Origin of the sequence: Acinetobacter sp. NIPH1876 (genome assembly GCF_022808535.1) — a bacterium.
GTDB lineage: Bacteria > Pseudomonadota > Gammaproteobacteria > Pseudomonadales > Moraxellaceae > Acinetobacter > Acinetobacter higginsii.
This window is the reverse complement of sequence record NZ_JALGBR010000008.1, coordinates 76,523-98,762: the sequence shown is the minus strand read 5'-3', so window position 1 is coordinate 98,762 and position 22,240 is coordinate 76,523. Positions and strand designations below refer to the sequence as shown.

General features: G+C 40.8%; 26 protein-coding genes. 18 read left to right on the top strand and 8 right to left on the bottom strand.

The genetic code is table 11. From position 1 onward, the window contains the following. Positions 1 to 366: 366 nt before the first annotated feature. The gene (gene nadB, locus MN869_RS10010) at positions 367 to 2,004 is read left to right on the top strand and encodes an L-aspartate oxidase (protein ID WP_171248658.1); all 1,638 of its coding nucleotides are present in this window, start codon (positions 367 to 369) and stop codon (positions 2,002 to 2,004) included. Positions 2,005 to 2,209: 205 nt separating this feature from the next. On the opposite strand, the gene tmk is transcribed toward nadB, so the two are convergent. Genes tmk through pabC form a run of 3 tightly spaced genes read right to left on the bottom strand, consistent with a single transcriptional unit; the run spans position 2,210 to position 4,702 of the window. Beyond that, a complete protein-coding gene (gene tmk / locus MN869_RS10005; protein ID WP_033133637.1) occupies positions 2,210 to 2,809 on the bottom strand; it encodes a dTMP kinase in 600 nt (199 codons plus the stop codon). Further along, positions 2,809 to 3,888, bottom strand: a complete 1,080-nt coding sequence (mltG, locus tag MN869_RS10000; RefSeq protein ID WP_005322091.1) for an endolytic transglycosylase MltG — start codon at positions 3,886 to 3,888, stop codon at positions 2,809 to 2,811. The genes tmk and mltG overlap by 1 nt, the downstream gene beginning before the upstream one ends. 1 nt (position 3,889) lies before the next feature. Further along, positions 3,890 to 4,702 (bottom strand): aminodeoxychorismate lyase, encoded by an 813-nt coding sequence (pabC, locus tag MN869_RS09995; protein WP_033133636.1) that lies wholly within the window; start codon positions 4,700 to 4,702, stop codon positions 3,890 to 3,892. Between the two features lie 251 nt (positions 4,703 to 4,953). On the opposite strand from pabC, the gene MN869_RS09990 reads away from it, so the two are divergent. The 6 genes from MN869_RS09990 to MN869_RS09965 all read left to right on the top strand — a co-directional run bounded on the left by MN869_RS09990 (position 4,954) and on the right by MN869_RS09965 (position 10,563). Next, positions 4,954 to 5,961 (top strand): sulfate ABC transporter substrate-binding protein, encoded by a 1,008-nt coding sequence (locus MN869_RS09990; RefSeq protein WP_004654537.1) that lies wholly within the window; start codon positions 4,954 to 4,956, stop codon positions 5,959 to 5,961. Between the two features lie 148 nt (positions 5,962 to 6,109). Beyond that, complete coding sequence (locus tag MN869_RS09985) at positions 6,110 to 6,712, top strand: alpha/beta hydrolase (RefSeq protein WP_033133635.1); 603 nt, start codon at positions 6,110 to 6,112, stop codon at positions 6,710 to 6,712. A gap of 77 nt (positions 6,713 to 6,789) precedes the next feature. Next, positions 6,790 to 7,623 (top strand): sulfate ABC transporter permease subunit CysT, encoded by an 834-nt coding sequence (gene cysT / locus MN869_RS09980; RefSeq protein ID WP_005189928.1) that lies wholly within the window; start codon positions 6,790 to 6,792, stop codon positions 7,621 to 7,623. Further along, positions 7,620 to 8,504: a sulfate ABC transporter permease subunit CysW gene (gene cysW / locus MN869_RS09975; protein WP_243307374.1), complete on the top strand. Its 885-nt coding sequence runs from the start codon at positions 7,620 to 7,622 to the stop codon at positions 8,502 to 8,504. The genes cysT and cysW overlap by 4 nt, the downstream gene beginning before the upstream one ends. An 11-nt stretch (positions 8,505 to 8,515) precedes the next feature. Continuing rightward, entirely contained in the window at positions 8,516 to 9,586 is a 1,071-nt protein-coding gene (locus tag MN869_RS09970) for a TOBE-like domain-containing protein (protein WP_005204853.1), read from the top strand. A gap of 53 nt (positions 9,587 to 9,639) precedes the next feature. Continuing rightward, positions 9,640 to 10,563, top strand: coding sequence for a CysB family HTH-type transcriptional regulator (locus MN869_RS09965; protein ID WP_005189937.1), 924 nt, complete (start codon positions 9,640 to 9,642; stop codon positions 10,561 to 10,563). Between the two features lie 103 nt (positions 10,564 to 10,666). Here MN869_RS09965 and carO read toward each other — a convergent pair whose 3' ends face one another. Next, positions 10,667 to 11,416: an ornithine uptake porin CarO gene (gene carO / locus MN869_RS09960; protein ID WP_033133633.1), complete on the bottom strand. Its 750-nt coding sequence runs from the start codon at positions 11,414 to 11,416 to the stop codon at positions 10,667 to 10,669. 577 nt (positions 11,417 to 11,993) lie between these two features. On the opposite strand from carO, the gene dapD reads away from it, so the two are divergent. The 8 genes from dapD (at position 11,994) to MN869_RS09920 (ending at position 17,174) form a co-directional block, all read left to right on the top strand. Further along, positions 11,994 to 12,815 carry a 2,3,4,5-tetrahydropyridine-2,6-dicarboxylate N-succinyltransferase gene (dapD, locus tag MN869_RS09955; protein WP_005204857.1) on the top strand — a complete coding sequence of 274 codons (822 nt, stop codon included), beginning with the start codon at positions 11,994 to 11,996 and terminating at the stop codon, positions 12,813 to 12,815. 119 nt (positions 12,816 to 12,934) lie between these two features. Next, positions 12,935 to 13,645 (top strand): 7-carboxy-7-deazaguanine synthase QueE, encoded by a 711-nt coding sequence (queE, locus tag MN869_RS09950; RefSeq protein WP_005204859.1) that lies wholly within the window; start codon positions 12,935 to 12,937, stop codon positions 13,643 to 13,645. Positions 13,646 to 13,722: 77 nt separating this feature from the next. Continuing rightward, a complete protein-coding gene (gene queC / locus MN869_RS09945) occupies positions 13,723 to 14,391 on the top strand; it encodes a 7-cyano-7-deazaguanine synthase QueC (RefSeq protein WP_201772399.1) in 669 nt (222 codons plus the stop codon). 30 nt (positions 14,392 to 14,421) lie between these two features. Continuing rightward, positions 14,422 to 14,847 carry a hypothetical protein gene (locus MN869_RS09940; RefSeq protein WP_004805717.1) on the top strand — a complete coding sequence of 142 codons (426 nt, stop codon included), beginning with the start codon at positions 14,422 to 14,424 and terminating at the stop codon, positions 14,845 to 14,847. Positions 14,848 to 14,941: 94 nt separating this feature from the next. Next, a complete protein-coding gene (locus MN869_RS09935) occupies positions 14,942 to 15,628 on the top strand; it encodes a diphthine--ammonia ligase (protein ID WP_033133681.1) in 687 nt (228 codons plus the stop codon). A 19-nt stretch (positions 15,629 to 15,647) separates the two neighbouring features. Continuing rightward, positions 15,648 to 16,109, top strand: coding sequence for a peroxiredoxin (locus MN869_RS09930; RefSeq protein WP_033133632.1), 462 nt, complete (start codon positions 15,648 to 15,650; stop codon positions 16,107 to 16,109). 121 nt (positions 16,110 to 16,230) lie between these two features. Beyond that, entirely contained in the window at positions 16,231 to 16,800 is a 570-nt protein-coding gene (locus tag MN869_RS09925) for a CAP domain-containing protein (protein ID WP_033133631.1), read from the top strand. Positions 16,801 to 16,811: 11 nt separating this feature from the next. Next, positions 16,812 to 17,174, top strand: a complete 363-nt coding sequence (locus MN869_RS09920) for a glyoxalase/bleomycin resistance/extradiol dioxygenase family protein (protein WP_033133630.1) — start codon at positions 16,812 to 16,814, stop codon at positions 17,172 to 17,174. Between the two features lie 48 nt (positions 17,175 to 17,222). Here the strand turns inward: MN869_RS09920 and MN869_RS09915 are convergent, their stop codons facing one another. The 3 genes from MN869_RS09915 to gstA are packed head-to-tail and all read right to left on the bottom strand — an operon-like array spanning position 17,223 to position 18,470. Next, positions 17,223 to 17,597, bottom strand: coding sequence for a nuclear transport factor 2 family protein (locus tag MN869_RS09915; protein WP_033133629.1), 375 nt, complete (start codon positions 17,595 to 17,597; stop codon positions 17,223 to 17,225). A gap of 2 nt (positions 17,598 to 17,599) precedes the next feature. Next, positions 17,600 to 17,827 carry a 4-oxalocrotonate tautomerase family protein gene (locus MN869_RS09910; RefSeq protein ID WP_005204869.1) on the bottom strand — a complete coding sequence of 76 codons (228 nt, stop codon included), beginning with the start codon at positions 17,825 to 17,827 and terminating at the stop codon, positions 17,600 to 17,602. 40 nt (positions 17,828 to 17,867) lie between these two features. Beyond that, a complete protein-coding gene (gene gstA, locus MN869_RS09905; protein WP_005204870.1) occupies positions 17,868 to 18,470 on the bottom strand; it encodes a glutathione transferase GstA in 603 nt (200 codons plus the stop codon). 97 nt (positions 18,471 to 18,567) lie between these two features. Here gstA and MN869_RS09900 point away from each other — a divergent pair, with 97 nt between their 5' ends. Then, on the top strand, positions 18,568 to 19,485 hold the full coding sequence (locus tag MN869_RS09900) for a LysR family transcriptional regulator (protein WP_033133628.1): 918 nt from the start codon (positions 18,568 to 18,570) through the stop codon (positions 19,483 to 19,485). 1 nt (position 19,486) lies between these two features. On the opposite strand, the gene MN869_RS09895 is transcribed toward MN869_RS09900, so the two are convergent. Further along, positions 19,487 to 20,053 (bottom strand): nicotinate-nicotinamide nucleotide adenylyltransferase, encoded by a 567-nt coding sequence (locus MN869_RS09895; RefSeq protein ID WP_162180585.1) that lies wholly within the window; start codon positions 20,051 to 20,053, stop codon positions 19,487 to 19,489. A gap of 107 nt (positions 20,054 to 20,160) precedes the next feature. Between MN869_RS09895 and MN869_RS09890 the strand changes: the two genes are divergently transcribed. After that, a complete protein-coding gene (locus MN869_RS09890; RefSeq protein ID WP_033133626.1) occupies positions 20,161 to 20,961 on the top strand; it encodes an enoyl-CoA hydratase-related protein in 801 nt (266 codons plus the stop codon). Positions 20,962 to 21,093: 132 nt separating this feature from the next. Then, complete coding sequence (locus tag MN869_RS09885) at positions 21,094 to 22,239, top strand: glycerate kinase (RefSeq protein ID WP_033133625.1); 1,146 nt, start codon at positions 21,094 to 21,096, stop codon at positions 22,237 to 22,239. Position 22,240: the final 1 nt, after the last annotated feature.

Below are 22,240 nucleotides of genomic sequence, written 5' to 3'. Positions count from 1 at the left end.
AGAACCTACATACTGATAATTAAAATGAAATTTAGGTCTATATTTCTAGCACACACCCATCATTCTTTTCGTAAAAATATGTTTATATTTTCAATGCATACAACGATCTAGAATGATGAAATGTGAATAAACTATGGAGAAACACACCATAATTTACCCGATAGAAATGGTTTTATCCTGAACAGCTTAACGATAGATTAAAACAATGTACTGAAACGTAATCATTTTCTCATCCATATAGATTAAGCAAAAAATAATCGGCAAATAAATCTCATTCGCTAAAAATTCACTCAATTCTAGGCAGATTGGCCCTTGCCTTTTTGATAAAAAAGCGGTGTCATTAGCAAACGTTTAAAACTGAAGCAGATTGACATGCCTGATTTAAAAACAATTCACCATTTTGATGTGATTATTGTGGGCAGTGGCGGTGCAGGTTTAAGTCTTGCACTCTCTTTACCAAGTCATTACAACATTGCAATTTTAGCTAAGGCGGCGCTGACGGAAGCCAGTACCTTCTATGCGCAAGGCGGTGTTGCTGCAGTATTAGATGAAACAGATTCTATTCAACAACATATTAATGACACTATGATTGCAGGTGGTCATCTTTGTGAATTAGATGCCGTCAAACATACCGTCGAAGGTGGCAAACCTTCCGTTGATTTCCTGCTCAAACAAGGCGTGCAATTTACGCTAGATGATGACGAACAATTGCACCTTACCCGCGAAGGTGGTCATTCACAACGTCGTATCATTCACTCTGCCGATGCAACCGGCAAAGCCATTTCAACCACCTTGGTTGAACGTGCGAAAGAACGAGAAAATATTACGATTTTTGAAAATTATATTGCGATTGATCTGATTACCCTACACAAGCTTGGGCATCAAAACCAAGCCAATCGTTCAATTGGTCTTTATGCTTTAGATGAAGCTAATGAACAGGTGCATACTTTCCTCGCGCCATTTACTGCACTGGCTTGTGGCGGTGCAATGAAAGCGTATCTATATACTTCAAACCCTGATATTGCCACAGGTGATGGTATTGCCATGGCTTATCGTGCAGGTTGTCGCGTGGCGAATATGGAATTTAACCAATTCCATCCAACCTGTTTATATCATCCGAAAGCGCGTTCGTTCTTGATCACCGAAGCGATGCGTGGTGAAGGTGCTTATTTACGCTTACCAGATGGCGAACGTTTTATGCTGCGTTTTGATGAACGCGCTGAACTTGCTCCACGTGACATTGTGGCACGTACCATCGACCACGAAATCAAACGTTTAGGTATTCGTCATGTCTGGTTAGACATCACCCATAAATCACCCGAATTTATTACTGAACACTTCCCGACACTATATGCGCGCTTACTTGAACTCGGCATTGATATCACTAAAGATATGATCCCTGTTGTTCCAGCAGCACATTACACCTGCGGCGGCGTGGTGGTAGATGAACATAGCCAAACTGATTTAGACGGTTTATATGCCATTGGTGAGACCTCTTATACAGGTCTACACGGCGCTAATCGTATGGCGAGTAACTCACTACTTGAATGTTTCGTTTATGGCATGAGTGCAGCAGAAGATATCGAACAGAAATTTGATGCTGAGTTTCAATTCCCTGATGTTCCAACATGGGATGAAACGCAAGTTACAGATGCAGATGAAGATGTGGTAATCCTGCAAAACTGGGATGAGCTTCGTTCTACCATGTGGAACTATGTGGGTATTGTCCGTACCACCAAACGCTTACAACGTGCCTTGCACCGTATTGAAATGTTGAAACGTGAAATCACTGAGTATTATCAGGATTATCGTGTCAGTAAGAATCTAATTGAATTGCGTAATCTAGTTCTAGTTTCGGAAATGATTGTACGTTGTGCAATGGAACGTAAGGAATCACGTGGTTTACATTACACGCTAGATTATCCTGAACTTTCAAATGAGATTCGTAAAACAGTGTTAACACCACCTAATTTTAAAGTGGAACAGCCGTTGGTGAATGAGTGATACTTTCAAAGAAGACTCTTAGTTAATATTTACTATCGCGGTAAGCGACAGGGATGTCGCCCGTTGAGCTGCGGTATCAAGGATGTACCGTCAGCTCAACAAAGGATTTTTGTTACTTTTCATCCCTGAAAAGTAAGGCATAAGAAATAAAGCCAAAGCATCACACAAACTTTTTAGATGATGCAGATTGAGTATATAGCTGCTTTCATTTCAAATATTGCAGCGCCTCTTCAAACACAACATCTGCATTCTGTGTTGCATCCAAACGCTTCATCCGTTCAGGTTCTGCTTGCCATAAGGTCTCATAACCTGCACGCACCTTAGCAAAGAAACTTAATTTCTCCTGCTCAAAACGATCCAATGCACCACGCTCTCGCGCACGGGTCATGCCCAATTCAATTGGGGCATCCAGCCAAAAGGTGATATTCGGCATTTTCGCCACAAAGGTTTGATTTAACAGTTGCAACTTTTCCTGACTTAAACCACGTCCAGAACACTGATAAGCAAAGCTGGCATCGGTAAAACGATCACTCAACACAATCTTACCCGCCTCTAATGCAGGTAAAATCACTTGCTGTAAATGCTGTGCACGCGCTGCATAAATTAATAACAGCTCGGTATCATGACTCATTTGCTCTTCATGATTCACCGCCAATAATAAGGAGCGAATCTGTTCCGCCAATGGTGTTCCACCTGGTTCACGGGTCAACACCACTTCTTTACCTTGCTGTTCAAAGTACTGATGAATTTTACGAATCAGCGTAGTTTTTCCTACACCTTCCGTCCCTTCAAAACTAATAAACATTATTCGCCCTGCTTTTTCTTTGAACGTAGCACAGTTAAATATTCTTGCACTGCACGATTATGGTCTTCTAAAGACGCGGTAAATTTATGCCCACCATTGCCCGTGGCAACGAAGTAAATATTTTTGGCATCATCAGGATGCATCGCTGCTTCAATTGCTTTCTTACTTGGCAAAGCAATTGGCGTTGGTGGCAAACCATTAATGGTATAGGTGTTATAAGCCGTTGGCGTACGCAGGTCATTACGGGTGATATTGCCTTTATAGTTATCGCCCATACCATAAATCACCGTTGGATCTGTTTGTAAGCGCATACCCATTTTCAAACGACGGACAAATACACCTGAAACTTGTTCTAACTCGCTATCAAGGCTAGTTTCTTTCTCAATAATCGAAGCCATGATCAACGCTTCATACTTATCTTTATACGGTAAGTTCGGTGCTTTCTTGGCCCAAGCCTCATCCAGCGATTTCATTTGACGGCGATACAAATCGGTTAAGATTTTTTTATCGGTCTCGCCTTTGGCAAAGAAGTAAGTATCAGGCGCAAATAGGCCTTCTGGATGCGTATATGAGATATTTAATTGTTTTAATAATTCACTGTGCGGAAGATCAAGCAAAGTATTGGTGACATTTGGGTCTTTTCTTAAACTCTGAATCAATTGTGAAAAAGTGGTTCCTTCAATCACTAAAATACGGTTCATCTGTGCATTGTCTGCATCAGACAACATATCCATCACCTGACGAATACTCATGCCTTCTGTAATTTCATAAACGCCCGCTTTCATGGTGTCATGAATCATAAACTTCTGATACAGCTTTAAAACTATTGGAAAATTCACCTTATTTTCTTTGGCTAAACGATCAATAAAGCGTGAATAGGTATCACCAGAAGAAATCACCAAAAGCTGTTTTTTACTGTCTACAGGGTAATTTTTAAATAAACTCGACCATACAATGCCAAAGATCGCCAATACAAAAATAACAATGGCGATCAAAAAGGCTTTAAAAAAAGAAAATCTAGATTTCGGTTTCGCTTTGGGCTTTTTCTTACTTTTGCTGGAATTTGGCGGCTTTGGCATATTAATCAATCTGGCTAAGTTTTAAAGTTTCAAATAAATCAAGATAGGGTTGCTGCGCTAAGGCCTGATCATTAAATCGAACAACCGCTTTCATTGGATGTAACGCATTGCAAAAAAATAAACTTTGGATATGGCCAATCTCATTCATATCGATACACCGCTGCTCACATTCAATCTGATATTGCTGCATTCTCGACAAGATTTTGGCTCTCATCACACCGTGGACGCCATTATAACGAAGTTCAGGCGTAATCCATCGATCATTTATACGAATAAAACAATTACTGCTTACCCCTTCAACAATATAACCTTGTACATCACTAACAAGGGCTTCTAACCAACCACGCTGATCAGCTTCTTGCTTGAGTAAGACCTGTTCTAATCTATTCAGCGTTTTTAAACCCACTAAATGCGGCATATTCAAACCCAAAGCATGATTTAACATGCCACTTTCAATCCACTCAGGCTGAAAAGCCTGTGTCACTCTTGGGTAATACCAGACATACACATCAGCCGCATGTAATGGCAAACTATAGCCACGATCGCCTTCACCACGGCTAATCACGACTTTTAATGTGCCATTGAGATTTGAATATTGCTGCTGTAATTGTACAAGAGACTTTTCTATACAAGATAAATTTGCATCCAGCTGTAAGGACTGACATGCCAATTTTAAACGTGCAAAGTGTAGTTCTTTTAGTTCAAAAATTCCGTGAAAAATACGTGCTGTGGTAAAGCAGCCATCGCCATAATGAAAAGCTCGGTCTAATAAAGGGATGGAATCAATTAATTGTCCATTTTTATAACACTGCATAATCTAGATACCTTTCCACTTTATAAGCCAGCATCACCAAAACCAATAAGCTATTGATTTTAAATAAGTATAACAATTAAAATCTAAAATTAAAAATCACTTATATATCAATAATTCAGCAAAGCTTATCTGTTTTATCTATTTCTATTTTTTTCATAACAAATTCGATTTTAATTATTTTTTTTGCAAAAAAACTGGCGTTATGCTGCGTACATATTCCAAACAGTGATTTAGATTTTAAGGGGTTTTCCATGCGTTTTTCTCAAGTTAAAGTCGGCGTCATTGCCGCATTACTCTCAGTTTCTTCATTCGCGGCACAAGAATTCTTAAACGTTTCTTATGACCCAACGCGTGAGCTGTATACAGATTTCAATAAACAATTCGGTACGTTCTGGAAACAGCGTACAGGTCAGGACATCGACTTTAAACAATCACACGGCGGTTCAGGTAAACAAGCCCGTGCCGTGATTGATGGCTTAAATGCCGATGTAGTCACACTTGCACTTGCAGCAGATATCGATGAAATCGCTGAAAATGCAAAACTTCTTCCAGCAGACTGGCAAAAGAAATTACCGAACAACTCTACGCCATATACCTCAACAATTGTATTCCTTGTTCGTAAAGGCAATCCAAAACAAATCAAAGATTGGGGTGATCTGGTTAAGCCAGGTGTAGAAATTATTACACCAAATCCAAAAACATCGGGTGGTGCACGTTGGAACTACTTAGGTGCCTGGGCTTGGGCGAAACATCAAAAAGGTGGTAACGACGCTAAAGCTCAAGAATTTGTTCGTCAAATTTATAAACAAACCAAAGTACTAGATTCAGGTGCACGTGGTGCAACCACAACATTTGCTGAACGCGGTATCGGTGATGTATTGCTGGCTTGGGAAAATGAAGCCTACCTTGCAGTCCGTGAACAACCGGGCAAATTCGAAATCGTTACCCCTTCTCTATCGATTCTCGCTGAACCACCAGTGGCTGTTGTAGAAAAGAATGCTGAGAAAAAAGGCAACTTGCAAATCGCTCGTGGTTACTTGAACTACCTGTATTCACCAGCAGGACAAGAGATTGCTGCACGTAACTTCTACCGTCCACGTAATGCCGCGGTATTAAAGAAATACAGCAACGTGTTTAAACCACTTAAATTGGTAACGATTGATCAAGAATTTGGTGGCTGGACCAAAGTACAAAAAACACACTTTGATAACGGCGGTATCTTTGACCAAATCGTCAAGATCAACAGCACAGGCAAATAAAAATCTCCCTTGCGCTGCAATAAACGCAGCTCACCTCTTTTGAAAGAGGGGAATTACACAGATTTTAGTTTAGTTACTAAATTCGTGTTACTCCTCCCTTTCTTAAAGGGAGGTTGGGAGGGATTCTAAGGGGTTAAGGAGAATAGACATGATTCATACCGTAATTGTTCCAGGTGTAGGTGGTAGCGAAGCGCAGCATTGGCAGTCTTGGTTACAACAGCAACTCGTGTCTAGCTCTCGCGTTCAACAGAAACATTGGGATCGTCCTGTGTTAAGCGAATGGGTTGCTCAATTTGTTAAAACTGTTGTTGCAGCTCCAGCGCCTGTTCAAATCGTTGCACATAGCTTTGGCTGCTTAACCAGTGTTGCTGCGCTGGCTGAACACCCAGAACTCAGAGCAAAAGTTAAAAATCTGATTTTGGTTGCACCCGCGAATCCAGCACGTTTTGGTGAAGCAGGCTTCGCTCGTCATAGCTTGACTGACTATAAACAGTATTTTCAGCAACTGAAAATTGACGTGCCGACCACGTTATTGATCAGTGAAAATGATCCGTGGTTGGGTTATGTCGATGCACTACAACTTGCTCAAGCATGGAAATTAACACCAATCAATTTAGGTCCAGTTGGTCATATCAATGTTGCTTCTGGATTTGGTCCTTTCCCTGAGATCCTGAACTACCTGCTACCTGAAAAAAAGATGCAGCCTATCGTCCGAATGAGTCAGGCAAATTTTAATTTGAAATTTGCCTAACCCCAGCTTTCCGTAATTTTAGTATTCGCATTATTTATTTGCTTGTTTTAGCAAACATTTCTCTTTGAGGAAATATCATGTCGCAGCGTTCCCGAGTGCTGCCTGGGTTTGGTCTCTCATTAGGCTTCACCCTCGCTTACGTGTCTTTGATTGTGCTTATTCCTTTATCTGCTGTCTTTATCAAATCTTTAGGGATTGGATGGGATGGCTTATGGGAAATCTTAACCTCAGAACGAATTTTAAAATCCTTACAGCTTAGCTTTAGTGCCGCACTGATTGCCGCTTTGGTTAACGTTATTTTTGGTTTGTTATTGGCTTGGTGTCTTGTGCGTTATAACTTCCCAGGCAAACGCATTGTCGATGCTTTGGTGGACTTGCCGTTTGCCCTACCGACTGCTGTTGCAGGTATTGCCTTAACCTCTTTATATGCCCCAACAGGCTGGATTGGACAATACCTTTCTCCACTCGGGATTGAAGTGGCTTATACCCCGATTGGGATCACACTTGCTTTAATCTTTATTGGTCTACCCTTCGTGGTTCGTACCGTACAACCTGTACTCAGTGATATTGAAACCGAATTGGAAGAGGCAGCTTCAGCACTAGGTGCCAATCGCTGGCAGACCATTACCAAAATCATTTTGCCGATTTTATTCCCCGCTTTGCTAACAGGTTTTGCCTTAGCATTTGCACGTGGCGTTGGTGAATATGGCTCTGTTATTTTCATTGCAGGCAACCAACCATATAAAACAGAAATTGCACCATTGATGATCATCTCTCGCTTAGAGGAATACGATTACGCAGGTGCAACGACCATTGCTGTGGTTATGCTCATCCTCTCTTTCGGCATCTTATTTTTAATTAACTTGGTGCAAGCATGGGCTAGCCGTCGCACAGGGAGAGTTGCACAATGAGCTTAAATACCAATAGCAACGCTTTAGCAATCAAATTACAAACCCGAGATGCAACCCGAGAACCAACTTGGGTTCGCTATACCTTGATTGGTGTTGCCTTAATCTTTTTTTTAAGTTGCCTACTACTTCCCCTGATCTTGGTATTTGTTGAGGCATTTAAGCAAGGTCTGAATGTTTATATTAACGCCTTAACCGATTCGGACACATTATCTGCAGTAAAGTTAACCTTACTTACAGCCGCGATTGCTGTACCCATTAATGTGGTGTTTGGTGTCGCAGCAGCATGGGCCGTTGCGAAATTCCATTTCCGCGGTAAAGCCATTCTTACCACGATTATAGATATACCATTTTCGGTCTCTCCTGTGATTGCAGGCTTGATGTTAGTCTTGATTTTTGGCGCGCAAGGCTGGATGGGTGGCTGGTTAATGGATAACGATATCAAAATTCTTTATGCCGTACCTGCGATTGTACTCGCCACCATTTTCATTACTGTTCCGTTTGTAGCCCGTGAAGTCATTCCATTAATGGAAGCACAAGGCACAGAGGAAGAAGAAGCCGCAATTGTACTTGGTGCTTCAGGCTGGCAAACCTTCTGGAGAGTCACTTTACCCAATATCAAATGGGGTCTGATTTACGGCGTGATTTTGTGTAATGCCCGCGCAATGGGTGAGTTTGGTGCAGTATCCGTGGTTTCTGGTCATATTCGTGGTCAAACCAATACCTTACCGCTACACGTCGAGATTCTTTATAACGAATATACCTTTAGTGCTGCATTTGCTGTGTCATCGTTACTGGCATTTTTAGCGATTCTCACTTTGATCTTGAAAACGTGGCTCGAAGTCCGCCAAGAACAAGCAAATAAACATCAGCCCAATCACTAAGGAATAAACACATGAGTATTCAAGTTAAAAATATTGAAAAACACTTTGGTGCATTCCATGCGCTAAAAAATATCTCTTTAGATTTTCCTGAAGGTGAATTGGTTGCCCTACTTGGTCCTTCAGGCTGCGGTAAAACAACATTATTACGCATCATTGCAGGATTGGAATCTGCAGATGGTGGTCAGGTTTTACTTGAAGGTGAAGATGCAACAGACATCCACGTGCGTGAACGTCAGGTTGGTTTTGTTTTCCAACATTATGCCCTATTCCGCCACATGACTGTTTTTGACAATATTGCCTTTGGTTTACGCGTTCGCCCACGTGCAACACGCCCTTCGGAAGCTGACATCAAAAAACGTGTGACACGCTTACTTGATCTGGTGCAACTTGGTTTCTTGGCAGATCGTTACCCTGCTCAGCTTTCTGGTGGTCAACGCCAACGTATTGCTTTAGCCCGTGCACTAGCAGTTGAACCACGTGTTTTGTTACTTGATGAACCATTTGGTGCACTTGATGCCAAAGTACGTAAAGAATTACGCCGTTGGTTACGTACCTTACATGATGAGCTGCATATTACTTCGATCTTCGTGACTCACGATCAAGAAGAAGCTTTAGAAGTGGCTGACCAGATCATCGTGATGAACAAAGGTGACGTTGAACAGATTGGTTCACCACGTGAAGTGTATGAAAAACCTGCTACCCCATTTGTTTTTGATTTCCTTGGTCAAGCAAATCGTTTTGAAGGTGAGCATACTGGCGGTATTATCCGTATCGGCGATGACCGTATTCAGCTACCGACTCTATTAGATGCGCCACAAGGGAAAGTCATTGCATTTGCACGACCAAATGAATTACATATTCATACCCAACCTCAAGCCAATACCCTTGAGGCAACGTTCTTACGTGAAGTGTGGATTGCAGGTAGAGTTGTGGCGGAATTACAAGATCGTAGTGGACGTACTATCGAAATTTTATTAAGTGTAGAAGAAGCGAACTTACATCAATTCAAACCAAATCAAACCGTTTGGATCAGTGCAGCTCAACTTCATTTATTCGCAGATCAAACAACGCAAGTTGCTTAAAATAATATTGATGGGGTAAAACACGCCCCATCCTCTTATGAGGAAAAACTTTTATGAACTTCCAACAACTCAGAATTATTCGAGAAACTGTTCGCCAAAACTTTAATTTAACTGAAGCATCTGCGGCACTTTATACCTCCCAATCTGGTGTCAGTAAACACATTAAAGATTTAGAAGATGAATTAGGTGTACAACTTTTTGTACGTAAAGGTAAACGCTTATTAGGCCTCACCGAACCAGGACAATCCTTATTAAGCATTGTAGAGCGCATGTTGGTCGATGCTGACAATATTAAACGTCTAGCCGATGATTTTAATAAAGTGGATGAAGGCACACTGACCATTGCAACCACGCATACTCAGGCACGTTATGTGCTGCCACCGATTGTGAATCAGTTTAAAAAATTATTTCCAAAAGTCCATTTGGTTTTACAACAGGCCAGCCCAGTTGAAATTGCAGAAATGCTGCTACAAGGTGAAGCAGATATTGGTATTGCAACCGAATCATTAACAACAGAAGATAATTTGGCCAGCGTACCTTATTATGAATGGCACCATAGTATCATCACCCCAAAAGACCACCCTCTAGCGAAACTAGATAAAATCAGCTTGGACGTCTTAGCCGAATATCCGTTGATTACCTATCATGGCGGTTTTACAGGCCGTTCTAAAATTGACAAAGCCTTTGAAGATGCACAATTGCATGCCGACATTGTAATGTCAGCCCTCGATGCCGATGTCATCAAAACCTATGTCGAACTGAATATGGGGGTCGGGATTGTCAACGATGTCGCTTATGATGCGGAGCGTGATTATCGTTTACAACAAATTAAAACAGATATATTTGGTGTTAATACCACTTGGATTGCGGTACGAAAAGGACATCTGCTCCGTGGCTATGGTTATGAATTTATTTCGCTCTGCTCACCAGAAACAGATATTAAAGCACTGAAAAAAGTAGCTTATCCAGAAGAATAAATTATCCAAAAAAACAAAAGGCTCATATGAGCCTTTTGTTTTGCTTATTAAAACGCATAAAAAAACGAGCATTGAGCTCGTTTTTTTATGCTGAATGCATGGATTAGAACTTGAAGCTCACACCCACTTTTGCAACTGGCATCCACTCATATCTGCTCTTATTCGCGATTTTATCAGCATCACGATCAGCCGCAGCTTGACCTGACTCGGTACCACCTACTTTAATTAAACCTTCAGACTTTAAATCAACTTCAGGATTACCAGTATAGTACGCACCGACTTCACCAAATACACCAAAGTTTTTATAAACAGGACTATTTAAACCTAAGCCTACGTATGGAGCAATTTGGTTATCATAATTTAAATGGCCTTTAACCGAACCCTTTCCGCCAGGAGCGTAGTAGTTTGAACCATCAATTTTGATTGTATCGTTTGTATTAGAAACAGATTTTTTCAAATCATAACTATTATCAAGATAACCAACACCTGCCGCTACATAAAGTGCACGAGCAAATGCATTTTGGTTAGTACCCCATGGATAAATTTCAGCATTTAAATATGCTGTTTTATTGTCCATGTCCATATCATATTTCGTGCCATCAATTTTCAAACTGTCTGACCAAGAAATATCGCCACCATTATAACCAAGGCTTAAGCTCACGTATGGGTTGACTTTATATGAAATTGCACCACCGTAGCCTGTAGTACCTACCTCAGCACGAACAGAAACTGGATCTAAGTATGAAGGGAATGCATAAACTGATTCCTTCACCACTTGTTTATCCGCTGCAAATGCAGTACCTGCAATCGCTGTTAATGCACCTGCTGCTAACATAACACGCAAAGCTTTCATTGAAGTCTCCTCACAAAACGCTTTTATTTAAATAAATATATAATTGTTGCTTGTGGAATAAGCATAAAAGAATGATCGCTAACTTTTTATACAGAAACTGATTACTTTTTGTTATTTTTTGATACAAATTCGAATGAATTATGTATTTCTAAATTATAGATAAAAAACAATGGTCTCCATTTTTATTACAGTTTTGTTGCTTAAATTTAAAACAATATATTGTAACTACTTTTTTCAAAGATTCTGAGGGTCTGCTGCCACTTTATCTATGGTTGCGACATGAGCCGTATACGGCGCAAGATTTTTTAGGCGATACAAGGCATGGCTTGTGAAGTTTAGGCTTTCTAAATGAACAAGACATAACGATGTAGCGACAAAAAAACTTCTTGTCCCAAAGGGTTATAGCTAAAATTTCCTCATACTTCGTTATGAAACTTGGCAAGGGAATAGCCATTCCCTGCGTTTCATGCCTCGTCTGATAAAATTTTAGCTTATAACGCAACCTATTTATAAAATGGCAACAGACCCTACAAAATTAGTGTAAAATCTTCAAAATTTTTTTGGAAGAACGAAGATCATGTCTCAGCTTTCTACAATCATTGAGCAAGCATTTGAAGACCGTGCCAACTATAGCGCAACGGACTGCCCAACAGAAATCCGTCAAGCTGTAGAAGAAGCATTGACTGCTTTAGACAACGGTACACTTCGTGTAGCGGAAAAAATCGATGGTGAGTGGGTTGTTCACCAATGGTTAAAAAAAGCAGTTTTACTGTCATTCAAACTCAATGACAACAAGCCAATTGAAGCTTGTGATCTTCGTTTCTATGACAAAGTAGATACTAAATACGCAGGTTGGACTGAAGAACAGTTCAAAGCTGCGGGTGTACGTGTTGTACCGCCTGCTGTTGCTCGCCGTGGTAGTTTCCAAGCGAAAAATGTGATTTTGATGCCTTCATATGTCAACATCGGTGCTTATGTAGATGAAGGTACGATGGTTGATACATGGGCTACTGTAGGTTCATGTGCGCAAATCGGTAAAAATGTTCACTTATCTGGTGGCGTTGGTATCGGTGGTGTTTTAGAACCATTACAAGCAAACCCAACCATTATTGAAGACAACTGCTTCATCGGTGCACGTTCTGAAATCGTTGAAGGCGTGATTGTTGAAGAAGGTTCTGTCATCTCAATGGGCGTTTTCATTGGTCAATCAACCAAGATCTTCGATCGTGAGACTGGTGAAGTTCATTATGGCCGCGTACCAGCAGGTTCTGTGGTTGTTGCGGGAAGCCTTCCATCTAAATGCGGTACTTACAGCCTTTACGCTGCAATCATCGTGAAAAAAGTAGATGCGAAAACTCGCGCTAAAACCAGCTTGAACGATTTATTACGCGAAGACTAATTTGTAATATTTATTGCGGAACTTGATCGTTCCCCATCTCTACGATCAGTCATGGTCGTAGAGATTTTGTTTTTTATGTAGCATGCTGCTTGTGTAGCAACTGTTTGTGGTAACTGTTTATGGCTTCCTTACGTTCTTCTGCAATTCCTGTCTCCGATCCTGCGGCGGGTTTACGCATCACGGAGATCTTTTACTCTTTGCAAGGCGAAGCGAATACCTTTGGTCTACCGACCGTTTTTATTCGTTTAACAGGTTGCCCTTTACGCTGTAGTTATTGTGATACGACCTACTCCTTTGAAGGTGGTGAGCGTTTATCGCTTGAACAGATTATCGAAACTGCAAGCCAACATAAAACACCCTATATTTGCGTCACAGGAGGCGAGCCACTTGCTCAGCCGAATTGCCTGATTTTATTACAGCGCCTATGTGACCTCGGTTTTGAAGTATCTCTAGAAACCAGTGGTGCCTTAGATGTGTCTAAAGTTGATCCACGTGTTTCCAAAGTACTGGATTTAAAAACACCGACCTCTAAAGAAGATCATCGGAACCTATACAGCAATCTTGACTATTTAACGCCACATGATCAGATTAAATTTGTGATCTGTAATCGTGCGGACTATGAGTGGTCGAAACAACAACTTGAACAATTCCAGTTGCAAGATAAAGTGAGTACAGTATGGTTCTCGCCTGCTTTTGCAGTTGAAAAAGGTGCTGTTGCCCTGCCTGCTTTGGCGCGTGACTTAGCCCAATGGATTTTAGAAGACCATCTCCCTGTTCGTTTCCAATTACAGTTGCATAAGCTGTTATGGAATGATGAATCTGGTCGTTAAAATACTCACCATATCCGTTCTGCAAAATAGATCGGCTTTTCTCAAATTTATTTTTAGGTTGAATCATGGAAAATAATATGCGTTCTCGTGCCATCGTATTATTGTCTGGCGGCTTAGACTCAACAACGTGTCTTGCTTGGGCACAGGCAAATTATGAATGTATCGCCCTAAGCTTTATGTATGGTCAACGTTCGACGACTGAACTTGATGCAGCAAAAGCACTTGCACAACGTGCAGGCGTAGAACACCGTGTCATTAATATTGATTTGGGTAATTTAGGTGGCTCTGCGCTTACAGATCATAACATTGAAGTCCCAGAACAATTACAAGAAGGCATTCCTGTAACTTATGTTCCAGCACGTAACACTATTTTCTTATCTTATGCACTTGCTGCAGCCGAGGTTTTTGACGCTGCTGCCATCGTCATTGGGATCAATGCTGTTGATTATTCAGGGTATCCAGACTGTCGTCCTGAATTTATTGATGCTTTTGCCAATTTGGCTCGTCTGGCGACAAAAGCTGGTGTGGAAGGAAAACCCCTTAAAATTGAAACACCTTTGTTACATTTATCCAAAGCGAATATTATACGCTTAGGCATCGAACATGGCGTAGACTATAGTCAAACGGTATCCTGCTATCAGGCAGATGCTCAAGGACGTGCATGTGGCAAATGCGACAGCTGTCGTTTACGTCAACAAGGTTTTATCGAAGCAGGTATTGCGGATCCAACGCGTTACGCTGAATAACCGATATAGGGTAAAAATTAGGTACATTATATGAAGTTTTCTAAATCAAATCTTATTCTTTCTACAATGATGTCAGCTGCAGCATTATTTGCAACGGCAACTCACGCAGCTGATAATCCATTACAAACTGCGTATAAAAGTACCAATGTAAAAGCAGCGTTGGTCAATGTATGTAAAGACCAAACTGCGAAAGGCGGCAAATTAACAGCAGCAGAAGTAACTAAATTCTGTGGTTGTCAAATTGACGCGCAAGGTAAAGTAACTGAAGCACAAAAATGGGAAATCCAAAGCGCAATCAATGCGAAGAAAAGCCCAAGTACTTTAGGTTTTGTACAACAGCAAAATAAAGATTTACAAGCTTGCTTAGGTGCACCGCTTGTGAGCAAGTTAGAAAAGCTCACTGAAGAAGCAATGAAAGCTGCCCAGCAACAGCAGCAACAAGCGCCGAAAAAATAAGCTTGTCTTGCTCAGAACAAAGCCTGCATTTATGCGGGCTTTTTTATTAGGCTTTGTTAAAATCCCTCCTATCGTGAATAAGTTGAACAACACCATGCAAGACCAATGGAAAACCAATGCTGATCAAAGGCAGTCTATCGTCTCTTTTAGTGGTGGCAAAGACAGTTCCCTCGCCCTATATCACGCCATGCAAACAGGCACAGTGATCGGGTTAATTATGATGTTAGAAGAACAAGGGCAACGCTCTCGTTCACATGCAATGCCACTGGATATTATTCGCGCACAAGCAGAGGCCATTGGTTTGCCAGTGTATATGGCATCTTCCAGTTGGGCGGATTATGAAAGTAAATTTATTGCCCTACTCGATCAAGCCAAACAACACGGTGCCGAAGTATTGGTAACCGGTGATCTAGATATGCCTCAACATGGCTGTTGGCATGATCGTGTTACCCAACAAGTAGGGTTGCAATTGGGTATGCCGCTGTGGTTACGCCCACATAAAGAAGTGGTTGAAGAATTTATCAATCTGGGTTTTCGCAGTATTCTCGTAACGGTTAATCTTAAACTCGGCATGAAAGTCGAAGATTTAGGCAAAACGCTCACGCTGGAATACATCCAAGAATTAGAAAATCGTGGCATTGATCCATGTGGTGAAGGCGGTGAATTCCACACCACCGTGATTGATGGGCCAATTTTTAACAAAGCTATTCCTGTACGCCAAGGCGATATTGTTTATCATGAGGAATATGCTTTTTTGCCACTTGAGCTTGAACAACATTAATTTTATCGAAGGATGAACAATGTCTGAGAATATTCAATTACCGAATCACACCTTCCCAACCACACAGGGTGAAGTGAATCTTGCAGAGCTGAGTAGTGAATGGCTGGTACTTTATTTCTATCCAAAGGATTCAACCCCTGGTTGTACCACTCAAGCCGTTGGCTTTTCTTGCTTAAAAGACCAATTTGAAGCGTTAAACTGTCAAATTATTGGTGTCTCACGCGACTCAGTGAAAGCACATCAGAACTTCACAGAGAAACAAGCACTCACGATTGATTTAATCAGTGATAAAGAAGAAGTGTTATGTAAACATTTCGATGTGATCAAAGAGAAAAATATGTATGGCAAACAAGTAATGGGCATCGAACGCTCAACTTTTATTTTCCATAACCAGAAATTGGTCAAAAGCTATCGTAAGGTCAAGGCTGCTGGACATGCAGAACAAGTGCTTGAAGACTTAAAAGCGTTACAATCAGCATAATCATGTTAAGTAACAAAAAAGCGAGTTAAAGACTCGCTTTTTTTATTCAAGCAAATTGCCCTCAGCTTTGCGATTGACGTATGATAAATAGATTAAAAGAATTAAATTAAAGACATTTAAAATGACTCAGCCCAATGCTTTTTTGCCCCTATCCTTGTTATTTTTTCTAGCGGCATGTAACTCCAATGCACCTACGACTTCTCAAGATTCTGCCCCCTTAGTCGCACAAATTCAAAAACCACCGATTGAAATACGCTGCCAAGACCTACAAAACCCGGCCTATCAACAAGTGCTTCTTGATGCAATTAATGAAATTCGGCAACATCCACATCAATGTGGTGGACAGTATTTTCCCGCAGTTGCACCACTTAGATGGAACAATCAGTTATATCAAAGTGCATTGGCGCATGCCGAAGATATGGCGCAGTACAGTGTGCTTGGACATGTCAGTAGCACAGGGCAAGATTTTAGAACCCGTCTAAAACAAACACAATTTAAAGGTCGAGGCGGCGGTGAAAACGTAGCACGTGGACAAAAAAATTTAAATGATGTGATGGCTACATGGCTTGCCAGCCCTGTGCATTGTCATAATTTAATGCATCCAAAATTTACAGATTATGCGCTAGCCTGTACAGTCGACGCATCAGCCAAGCAAAAGAGTTATTGGACTCAACAGTTTGGTGTTCGCTAAGAGGAAGAACCATGCAATCTGGATTAATTACCCCGATTTTTCGTATTTTTGATATTGAACTTGCTCAAGCATTTTATCTTGAGTATCTCGGCTTCCAATTGGACTGGCAACATACGTTTGGGGATAACTTCCCTATTTATCTACAGATTTCCAAAGGCGATTGCATTATCCACTTATCGGAACATTTTGGTGATACTAGCCCGCATAGCGCCATTCGTATTTATTGGGAAAATCTCAGTTTGCTGCATGCAGAATTAGATGCAAAAGACTATAAATTTGCTAAACCTCAAGTAGAGAAAACCGACTGGGAAACATTGGAACTGAGTATCACCGATCCATTTTCAAATCGAATTATCTTTTGGGAAGATGCTTAAGCAATATAAACTCAAGCAGCTTTCCGTTTAGACTTAAAGGATTTATAGCTATAGAATTTCATATTGAAAAACTTTGCTTATAATTTTCCATTGTTGATGTTCATATATCAATGTTAATGCGTCATAAAAATATTTTGGCTGAATTGCACATTCAACATGCACAATTGCCAATCGCTCATGAATCAGGTTGATGGAAACCACTTTATCTTGTCTTAGCGCATTTTGAGAAGCGGGTGAAATACGCTTCTCCACAATAGAAAAATAGCTTGCCATATCCAGTTTTAACAAAGGATGATCCGTTGCATTGATATAAATGGCATCAGGGTGAAATACTTGTTGCAAACGGTTCACATCACAAAAATATAAAGCATCAAAATATTGATGCAGTTGCGAATGGATCGCTGAAATTACATCGTTAACCATAATTACCCCGTCGCCTCATCATTATGGACGAGTTGCTTTCGTCGCAGCATTGATACTGTCTCTCCCGCCACTCCCCAATTATCTGTATTCACCTCATCAATCACCACAAATGTGGTTGCAGGGTCCTTATCCAGTACCCGAACTACAAGCTCTGTCGCCTCCTTAATCAATTGCTGCTTTTGCTGTACTGAAACATTCTCTTTGGTAATTTGAATCAAAATATAAGGCATGATTTTTCTCTTCTAGAATAATTTTATTGAGATCAATACGCTAAGCGGCTTCGACTGCAATCGCATTTTTGACGGTCTCACGATTGGCAACTCGCTGCATAAATTTGGTCAAATGTATGCAATCTGTTAGATCCAATTCAATGAATGCTGCCCAGCGTGTCACCACAAACAGATAAATATCCGCAATCGTAAAATCCGGTCCAGTTAAGTAATGCTGCTCAGCTAATTGCTGATCTATCCATCTATAATGCTTATTTAATATTGAGCTAAATACTGCTTTACGCTGATCAGCATAGCTGTCATGAAAAAAAGGCGTATATGCCTTATGAATTTCTGAGGCAATAAAATTCATCCACGCCAGTACCTGATAACGTTGAGGTGTATTGATTTCTGGTAATAGATCTTTTCGCCCAGCCTGATCCACTAAAAACTGGCTAATCACACTGCCTTCAGATAAAAATGATTCATCATTCAACTGGAGTAAAGGAACTTGCCCTTTGGAATTAAGCTGATAAAAATCGTCGCCTAATACAGTCAAATGCTGCTGTAAATCGACTTTGATCAATTCAAATGGAATTCCAAGCTCTCTTAAAACAATATGCGGGGCTAAAGAACAAGCGTTTGGTGAATAAAATAGTTTCATACAATCACTCCATCACAAGGGATGAAGCTATCTTATTATTTACATTTATGTGCTTAAATAGCGTACAACTCAAATCATTTTTTACATGGTGTAATGAATGTCACAGCAACTTAGACGAATGATGTTTAGCAGCGTCGAACTGTTTTGTTTAGTTGCTGAATACGAAAGCTTTTCTAAAGCTGCATTACATGCAGGTGTTAGTCCTGCCGCTGTGAGTCGTTCAATCGCACGCCTTGAAAAGCATTTAACCCTTCCATTGTTTATCCGAACGACACGCCAAGTCCGTTTAACCCCACAAGGAAAAATCTATTTTGATGAATGCAAACAAGCATTAAATCAAATTCTTGAAGCAGAACAACAATTAAAGAATCAAAATCAGCAACCAACAGGTCTCATCAGACTCAGCGTTCCCACACCTTATGGGCATTATCGAATATTGCCTTTACTGGCAAAATTCTCACAACAATATCCAAAGATTGAAATTGATGTACAACTCACCAATAAAAATGTGGACTTTATAGCAGAAGGGTATGATTTAGCGATTCGTGGCCGGCAATTCGCTGATTCGAATCTGATTGCACGTCAACTTGAACAAGCTGAGTTGATCGTAGTTGCATCACCAGAATATCTAAAGCAATTTGGTACCCCACAATACCTTGAGGATTTACAGCATCATCAATGCATTCAATTTGTATTACCTAGCACAGGAAAAAATGTTCCTTGGCTATTCAATCTAAATCGCCAAATTGTAGAATATGTAACGACTGCAAAAATACGTTGTTTGGATGATATCTTAGGCACAGTTACCCTGGCCAAGCACGGTGCAGGTTTATTACAGACCTATCGTTTTATTGTTGAAAAAGAAATCGAAAATCATACGCTTGTTGAAGTATTAACTGAATTTTCTGGTGCATCCCGCCCTTTTTCTTTGGTTTATCCATCGAAAAAACACGAATCTTTTCATCTCCGTGTTTTGATTGATTTCCTGGTCAACGAGTTAACAAACGCCAATTAAATTATTCAATATTACTGCGATCATCCATTAAATATTTTTTCTGTAATTCAGCATAGATCGCTGATTTTTGAAACTCACTCAGAAACTGTATTGTCCCCTCAGGGAAAAACTCAGCTTGAATCTCCCCCCGATAATAAGCTTCACGCATTGGCGTTGCTGAAATTGAATCTTTCAAACTATCCAGTTCCACCATCTGCCACTCAGGGAATAAACGTAAATAATACGAAGATTCATCCTTGAAATGACCGATTAAGCCCACTTTCGCATTGGGTTCAATGACGGCATTGACTAAATCTTTAACTTGTTTAACCCATTTTTCATCATTATAGACATCCACGACATGCACAAAATGAATCCGCTTTTGATCTTGTTCAGAAAAGTTCGACAAAATCATCTGTTCACGTTCAGTGGCTAAAAAAGGATTTTTGATATTCCGTTCAGATTGAGCCGAACCCAGAGCCAATATCACGTTCTGACTTTGCTGTAACGCAATTTCAATGGTTTGCATATGCGCCAAATGAAAAGGCTGAAAACGTCCAATAAAAACAAGATAGTCAAATGTGTACATAGGCGTAATTTCACTTTTTGTGAACTCATCAGTTGTGTCATTCAGATAAATATGCGACATAATGAGGGCACTTAAAAATCAATCTGGATTAAAGCAAGGATAGTACGATGACACTTAGCTGTATTCAACAACCTCATCAACATTTGCAAGCAAATTTAGAAGATGGCGTACTCACCTTAGCCATTAACCGTTCAGAAGCAAAAAATGCACTCTATGGCGAACTTTATCTTTGGATCGCAAAAGCTTTGGATGAAGCAGATGCAGATAAAGACGTTCGTGTGGTGATCTTCCGTGGTGCAGAACAAGACTTTACTGCGGGTAATGACATGAAAGACTTTATGGGCTTTATCCAAAAGCCACATGAAGGTAAAGCTGGCGATCAACCTCCATTTGTATTGTTAAAAGCTGCTGCACGTTTGTCTAAGCCATTGATCATTGCGGTCAAAGGTGTAGCAATTGGTATTGGTGTAACGCTGCTATTACATGCTGACCTTGTTTTCGCAGATAAAAGCGCCCTGTTCCAAATTCCATTTGTCAGCCTTGGCCTGTCTCCTGAAGGTGCTGCAAGTCGTTTATTAGTCAAACAAGCGGGCTATCAAAAAGCTGCTGAATTGCTATTTACTGCGAAGAAGTTTGATGCAGCAACTGCGGTGAAAGCCAATCTGGTGAACGACGTGGTTGAAGATGTTTATGCAACTGCACAACAAACAGCTCAACATTTAGCTGCGTTGCCATTGGCTTCAATCAAACAAAGTAAAGCGTTGATGAAACAAGACTTGGCTGAAATCATTCAATGTGTGGATGATGAGGCAGAAATTTTTATGCAACGTGTGCGCTCTCCTGAAATGATGGAAGCAGTACAAGCCTTTATGCAAAAGCGTAAACCTGATTTTTCTCAGTTTAATTAATGCAATAGTCGTTGATTAAACCAAGCCACTGAGTTGCTACTTAGTGGCTTTTTTATTTTTGTCATTCATCTAGATATTCAACATCGGACAGACTAAGCTCAAGCTAGATTAAAATTAGATTGCAAAGAATTTATGAAAGTTGTGATTGCCCCTGATTCATTTAAGGACAGCCTATCTACACATGGTATTGCTCAGGCAATTGCTTTAGGTTGGCAACAGGTCTTTCCTGAAGCAGAAATCATTCAATGCCCTATGGCAGATGGTGGTGAAGGCTCTATCGAGGCTGTATTGGAAGTTTGTTCTGGGCAATGGCGTGAGCAAATGGTACAAGGCCCTCTTGGTGAACCTGTACTGGCAAAATGGGGCTGGTTAGATGCTAAAAAGATCGCCATCATTGAAATGGCACAAGCCAGTGGTATTCAACTGCTTCAACCATCACAACGCGATGCATGTCATAGCAGTACATACGGTACTGGACAACTGATTCTCGCAGCATTAGATGCGGGTGCTCAGGAAATCATTTTGACAATTGGCGGTAGCGCAACCAACGATGCAGGTACAGGTTTACTCAATGCATTAGGTGCTAAATTTCTAGATGCAGATCATCAAGTCTTGCCTGCTGGTGGTCTTACCTTGCAAAACTTGGCACAGATCGATCTAGAAAATTTTGATTCACGAATTCAACAGACTAAATTTTTATTGGCTGCCGATGTGACCAATCCTTTATGTGGCCCAAATGGTGCATCTCATATTTTTGGGCCACAAAAAGGCGCTTCGCCTCAACAAGTGTTGGAGTTAGATCAAGCTCTCTCCCATTTTGCCGACGTTACTGCTCAATTGCTTAGCGTCGATCAACGTAATGAAGCTGGTGCAGGAGCCGCAGGCGGACTTGGTTTTGCTGCTAAAACATTCTTAAAGGCTGAGTTTCGATCTGGAGTTGAAGTCATTGCAGAACTGAATCAACTTGCTGCCAAAATCCAAGGAGCTGATTGGGTGATTACAGGTGAAGGAAAGTTTGATGAGCAGACTTTAAACGGCAAAACACCTTTTGGCGTCGCTAAAATTGCACAAGCCGCCAATGTACCCGTGATTGTGATTGCAGGAACGCTTGGAGAGAATTACCAAGCACTTTACGCCCATGGTATTACTGCTGCTTTTTCATTAACCTCAGGCCCGATCAGCCTAGAAGAAGCTTGTACCAATGCAGCAGAACTGGTGAGCGCACGGACAACAGATATCGCTCGGTTGATTCAAAGCAGTATGCTTAGAAAAGAATAAA

Bases quoted from the DNA above. Each gene is read 5' to 3' on its own strand.
- MN869_RS09885 (WP_033133625.1), top strand. From the start codon at position 21,094: ATGAAAGTTGTGATTGCCCCTGATTCATTTAAGGACAGCCTATCTACA.
- MN869_RS09900 (WP_033133628.1), top strand. From the start codon at position 18,568: ATGTCACAGCAACTTAGACGAATGATGTTTAGCAGCGTCGAACTGTTT.
- mltG (WP_005322091.1), bottom strand. From the start codon at position 3,888: ATGCCAAAGCCGCCAAATTCCAGCAAAAGTAAGAAAAAGCCCAAAGCG.
- MN869_RS09965 (WP_005189937.1), top strand. From the start codon at position 9,640: ATGAACTTCCAACAACTCAGAATTATTCGAGAAACTGTTCGCCAAAAC.
- MN869_RS09925 (WP_033133631.1), top strand. From the start codon at position 16,231: ATGACTCAGCCCAATGCTTTTTTGCCCCTATCCTTGTTATTTTTTCTA.
- MN869_RS09915 (WP_033133629.1), bottom strand. From the start codon at position 17,597: ATGGTTAACGATGTAATTTCAGCGATCCATTCGCAACTGCATCAATAT.
- MN869_RS09935 (WP_033133681.1), top strand. From the start codon at position 14,942: ATGCAAGACCAATGGAAAACCAATGCTGATCAAAGGCAGTCTATCGTC.
- MN869_RS09985 (WP_033133635.1), top strand. From the start codon at position 6,110: ATGATTCATACCGTAATTGTTCCAGGTGTAGGTGGTAGCGAAGCGCAG.
- MN869_RS09970 (WP_005204853.1), top strand. From the start codon at position 8,516: ATGAGTATTCAAGTTAAAAATATTGAAAAACACTTTGGTGCATTCCAT.
- carO (WP_033133633.1), bottom strand. From the start codon at position 11,416: ATGAAAGCTTTGCGTGTTATGTTAGCAGCAGGTGCATTAACAGCGATT.
- MN869_RS09895 (WP_162180585.1), bottom strand. From the start codon at position 20,053: ATGTACACATTTGACTATCTTGTTTTTATTGGACGTTTTCAGCCTTTT.
- queE (WP_005204859.1), top strand. From the start codon at position 12,935: ATGGCTTCCTTACGTTCTTCTGCAATTCCTGTCTCCGATCCTGCGGCG.
- queC (WP_201772399.1), top strand. From the start codon at position 13,723: ATGCGTTCTCGTGCCATCGTATTATTGTCTGGCGGCTTAGACTCAACA.
- MN869_RS09910 (WP_005204869.1), bottom strand. From the start codon at position 17,827: ATGCCTTATATTTTGATTCAAATTACCAAAGAGAATGTTTCAGTACAG.
- cysT (WP_005189928.1), top strand. From the start codon at position 6,790: ATGTCGCAGCGTTCCCGAGTGCTGCCTGGGTTTGGTCTCTCATTAGGC.
- tmk (WP_033133637.1), bottom strand. From the start codon at position 2,809: ATGTTTATTAGTTTTGAAGGGACGGAAGGTGTAGGAAAAACTACGCTG.
- MN869_RS09940 (WP_004805717.1), top strand. From the start codon at position 14,422: ATGAAGTTTTCTAAATCAAATCTTATTCTTTCTACAATGATGTCAGCT.
- MN869_RS09920 (WP_033133630.1), top strand. From the start codon at position 16,812: ATGCAATCTGGATTAATTACCCCGATTTTTCGTATTTTTGATATTGAA.
- MN869_RS09890 (WP_033133626.1), top strand. From the start codon at position 20,161: ATGACACTTAGCTGTATTCAACAACCTCATCAACATTTGCAAGCAAAT.
- dapD (WP_005204857.1), top strand. From the start codon at position 11,994: ATGTCTCAGCTTTCTACAATCATTGAGCAAGCATTTGAAGACCGTGCC.
- MN869_RS09930 (WP_033133632.1), top strand. From the start codon at position 15,648: ATGTCTGAGAATATTCAATTACCGAATCACACCTTCCCAACCACACAG.
- cysW (WP_243307374.1), top strand. From the start codon at position 7,620: ATGAGCTTAAATACCAATAGCAACGCTTTAGCAATCAAATTACAAACC.
- MN869_RS09990 (WP_004654537.1), top strand. From the start codon at position 4,954: ATGCGTTTTTCTCAAGTTAAAGTCGGCGTCATTGCCGCATTACTCTCA.
- gstA (WP_005204870.1), bottom strand. From the start codon at position 18,470: ATGAAACTATTTTATTCACCAAACGCTTGTTCTTTAGCCCCGCATATT.
- pabC (WP_033133636.1), bottom strand. From the start codon at position 4,702: ATGCAGTGTTATAAAAATGGACAATTAATTGATTCCATCCCTTTATTA.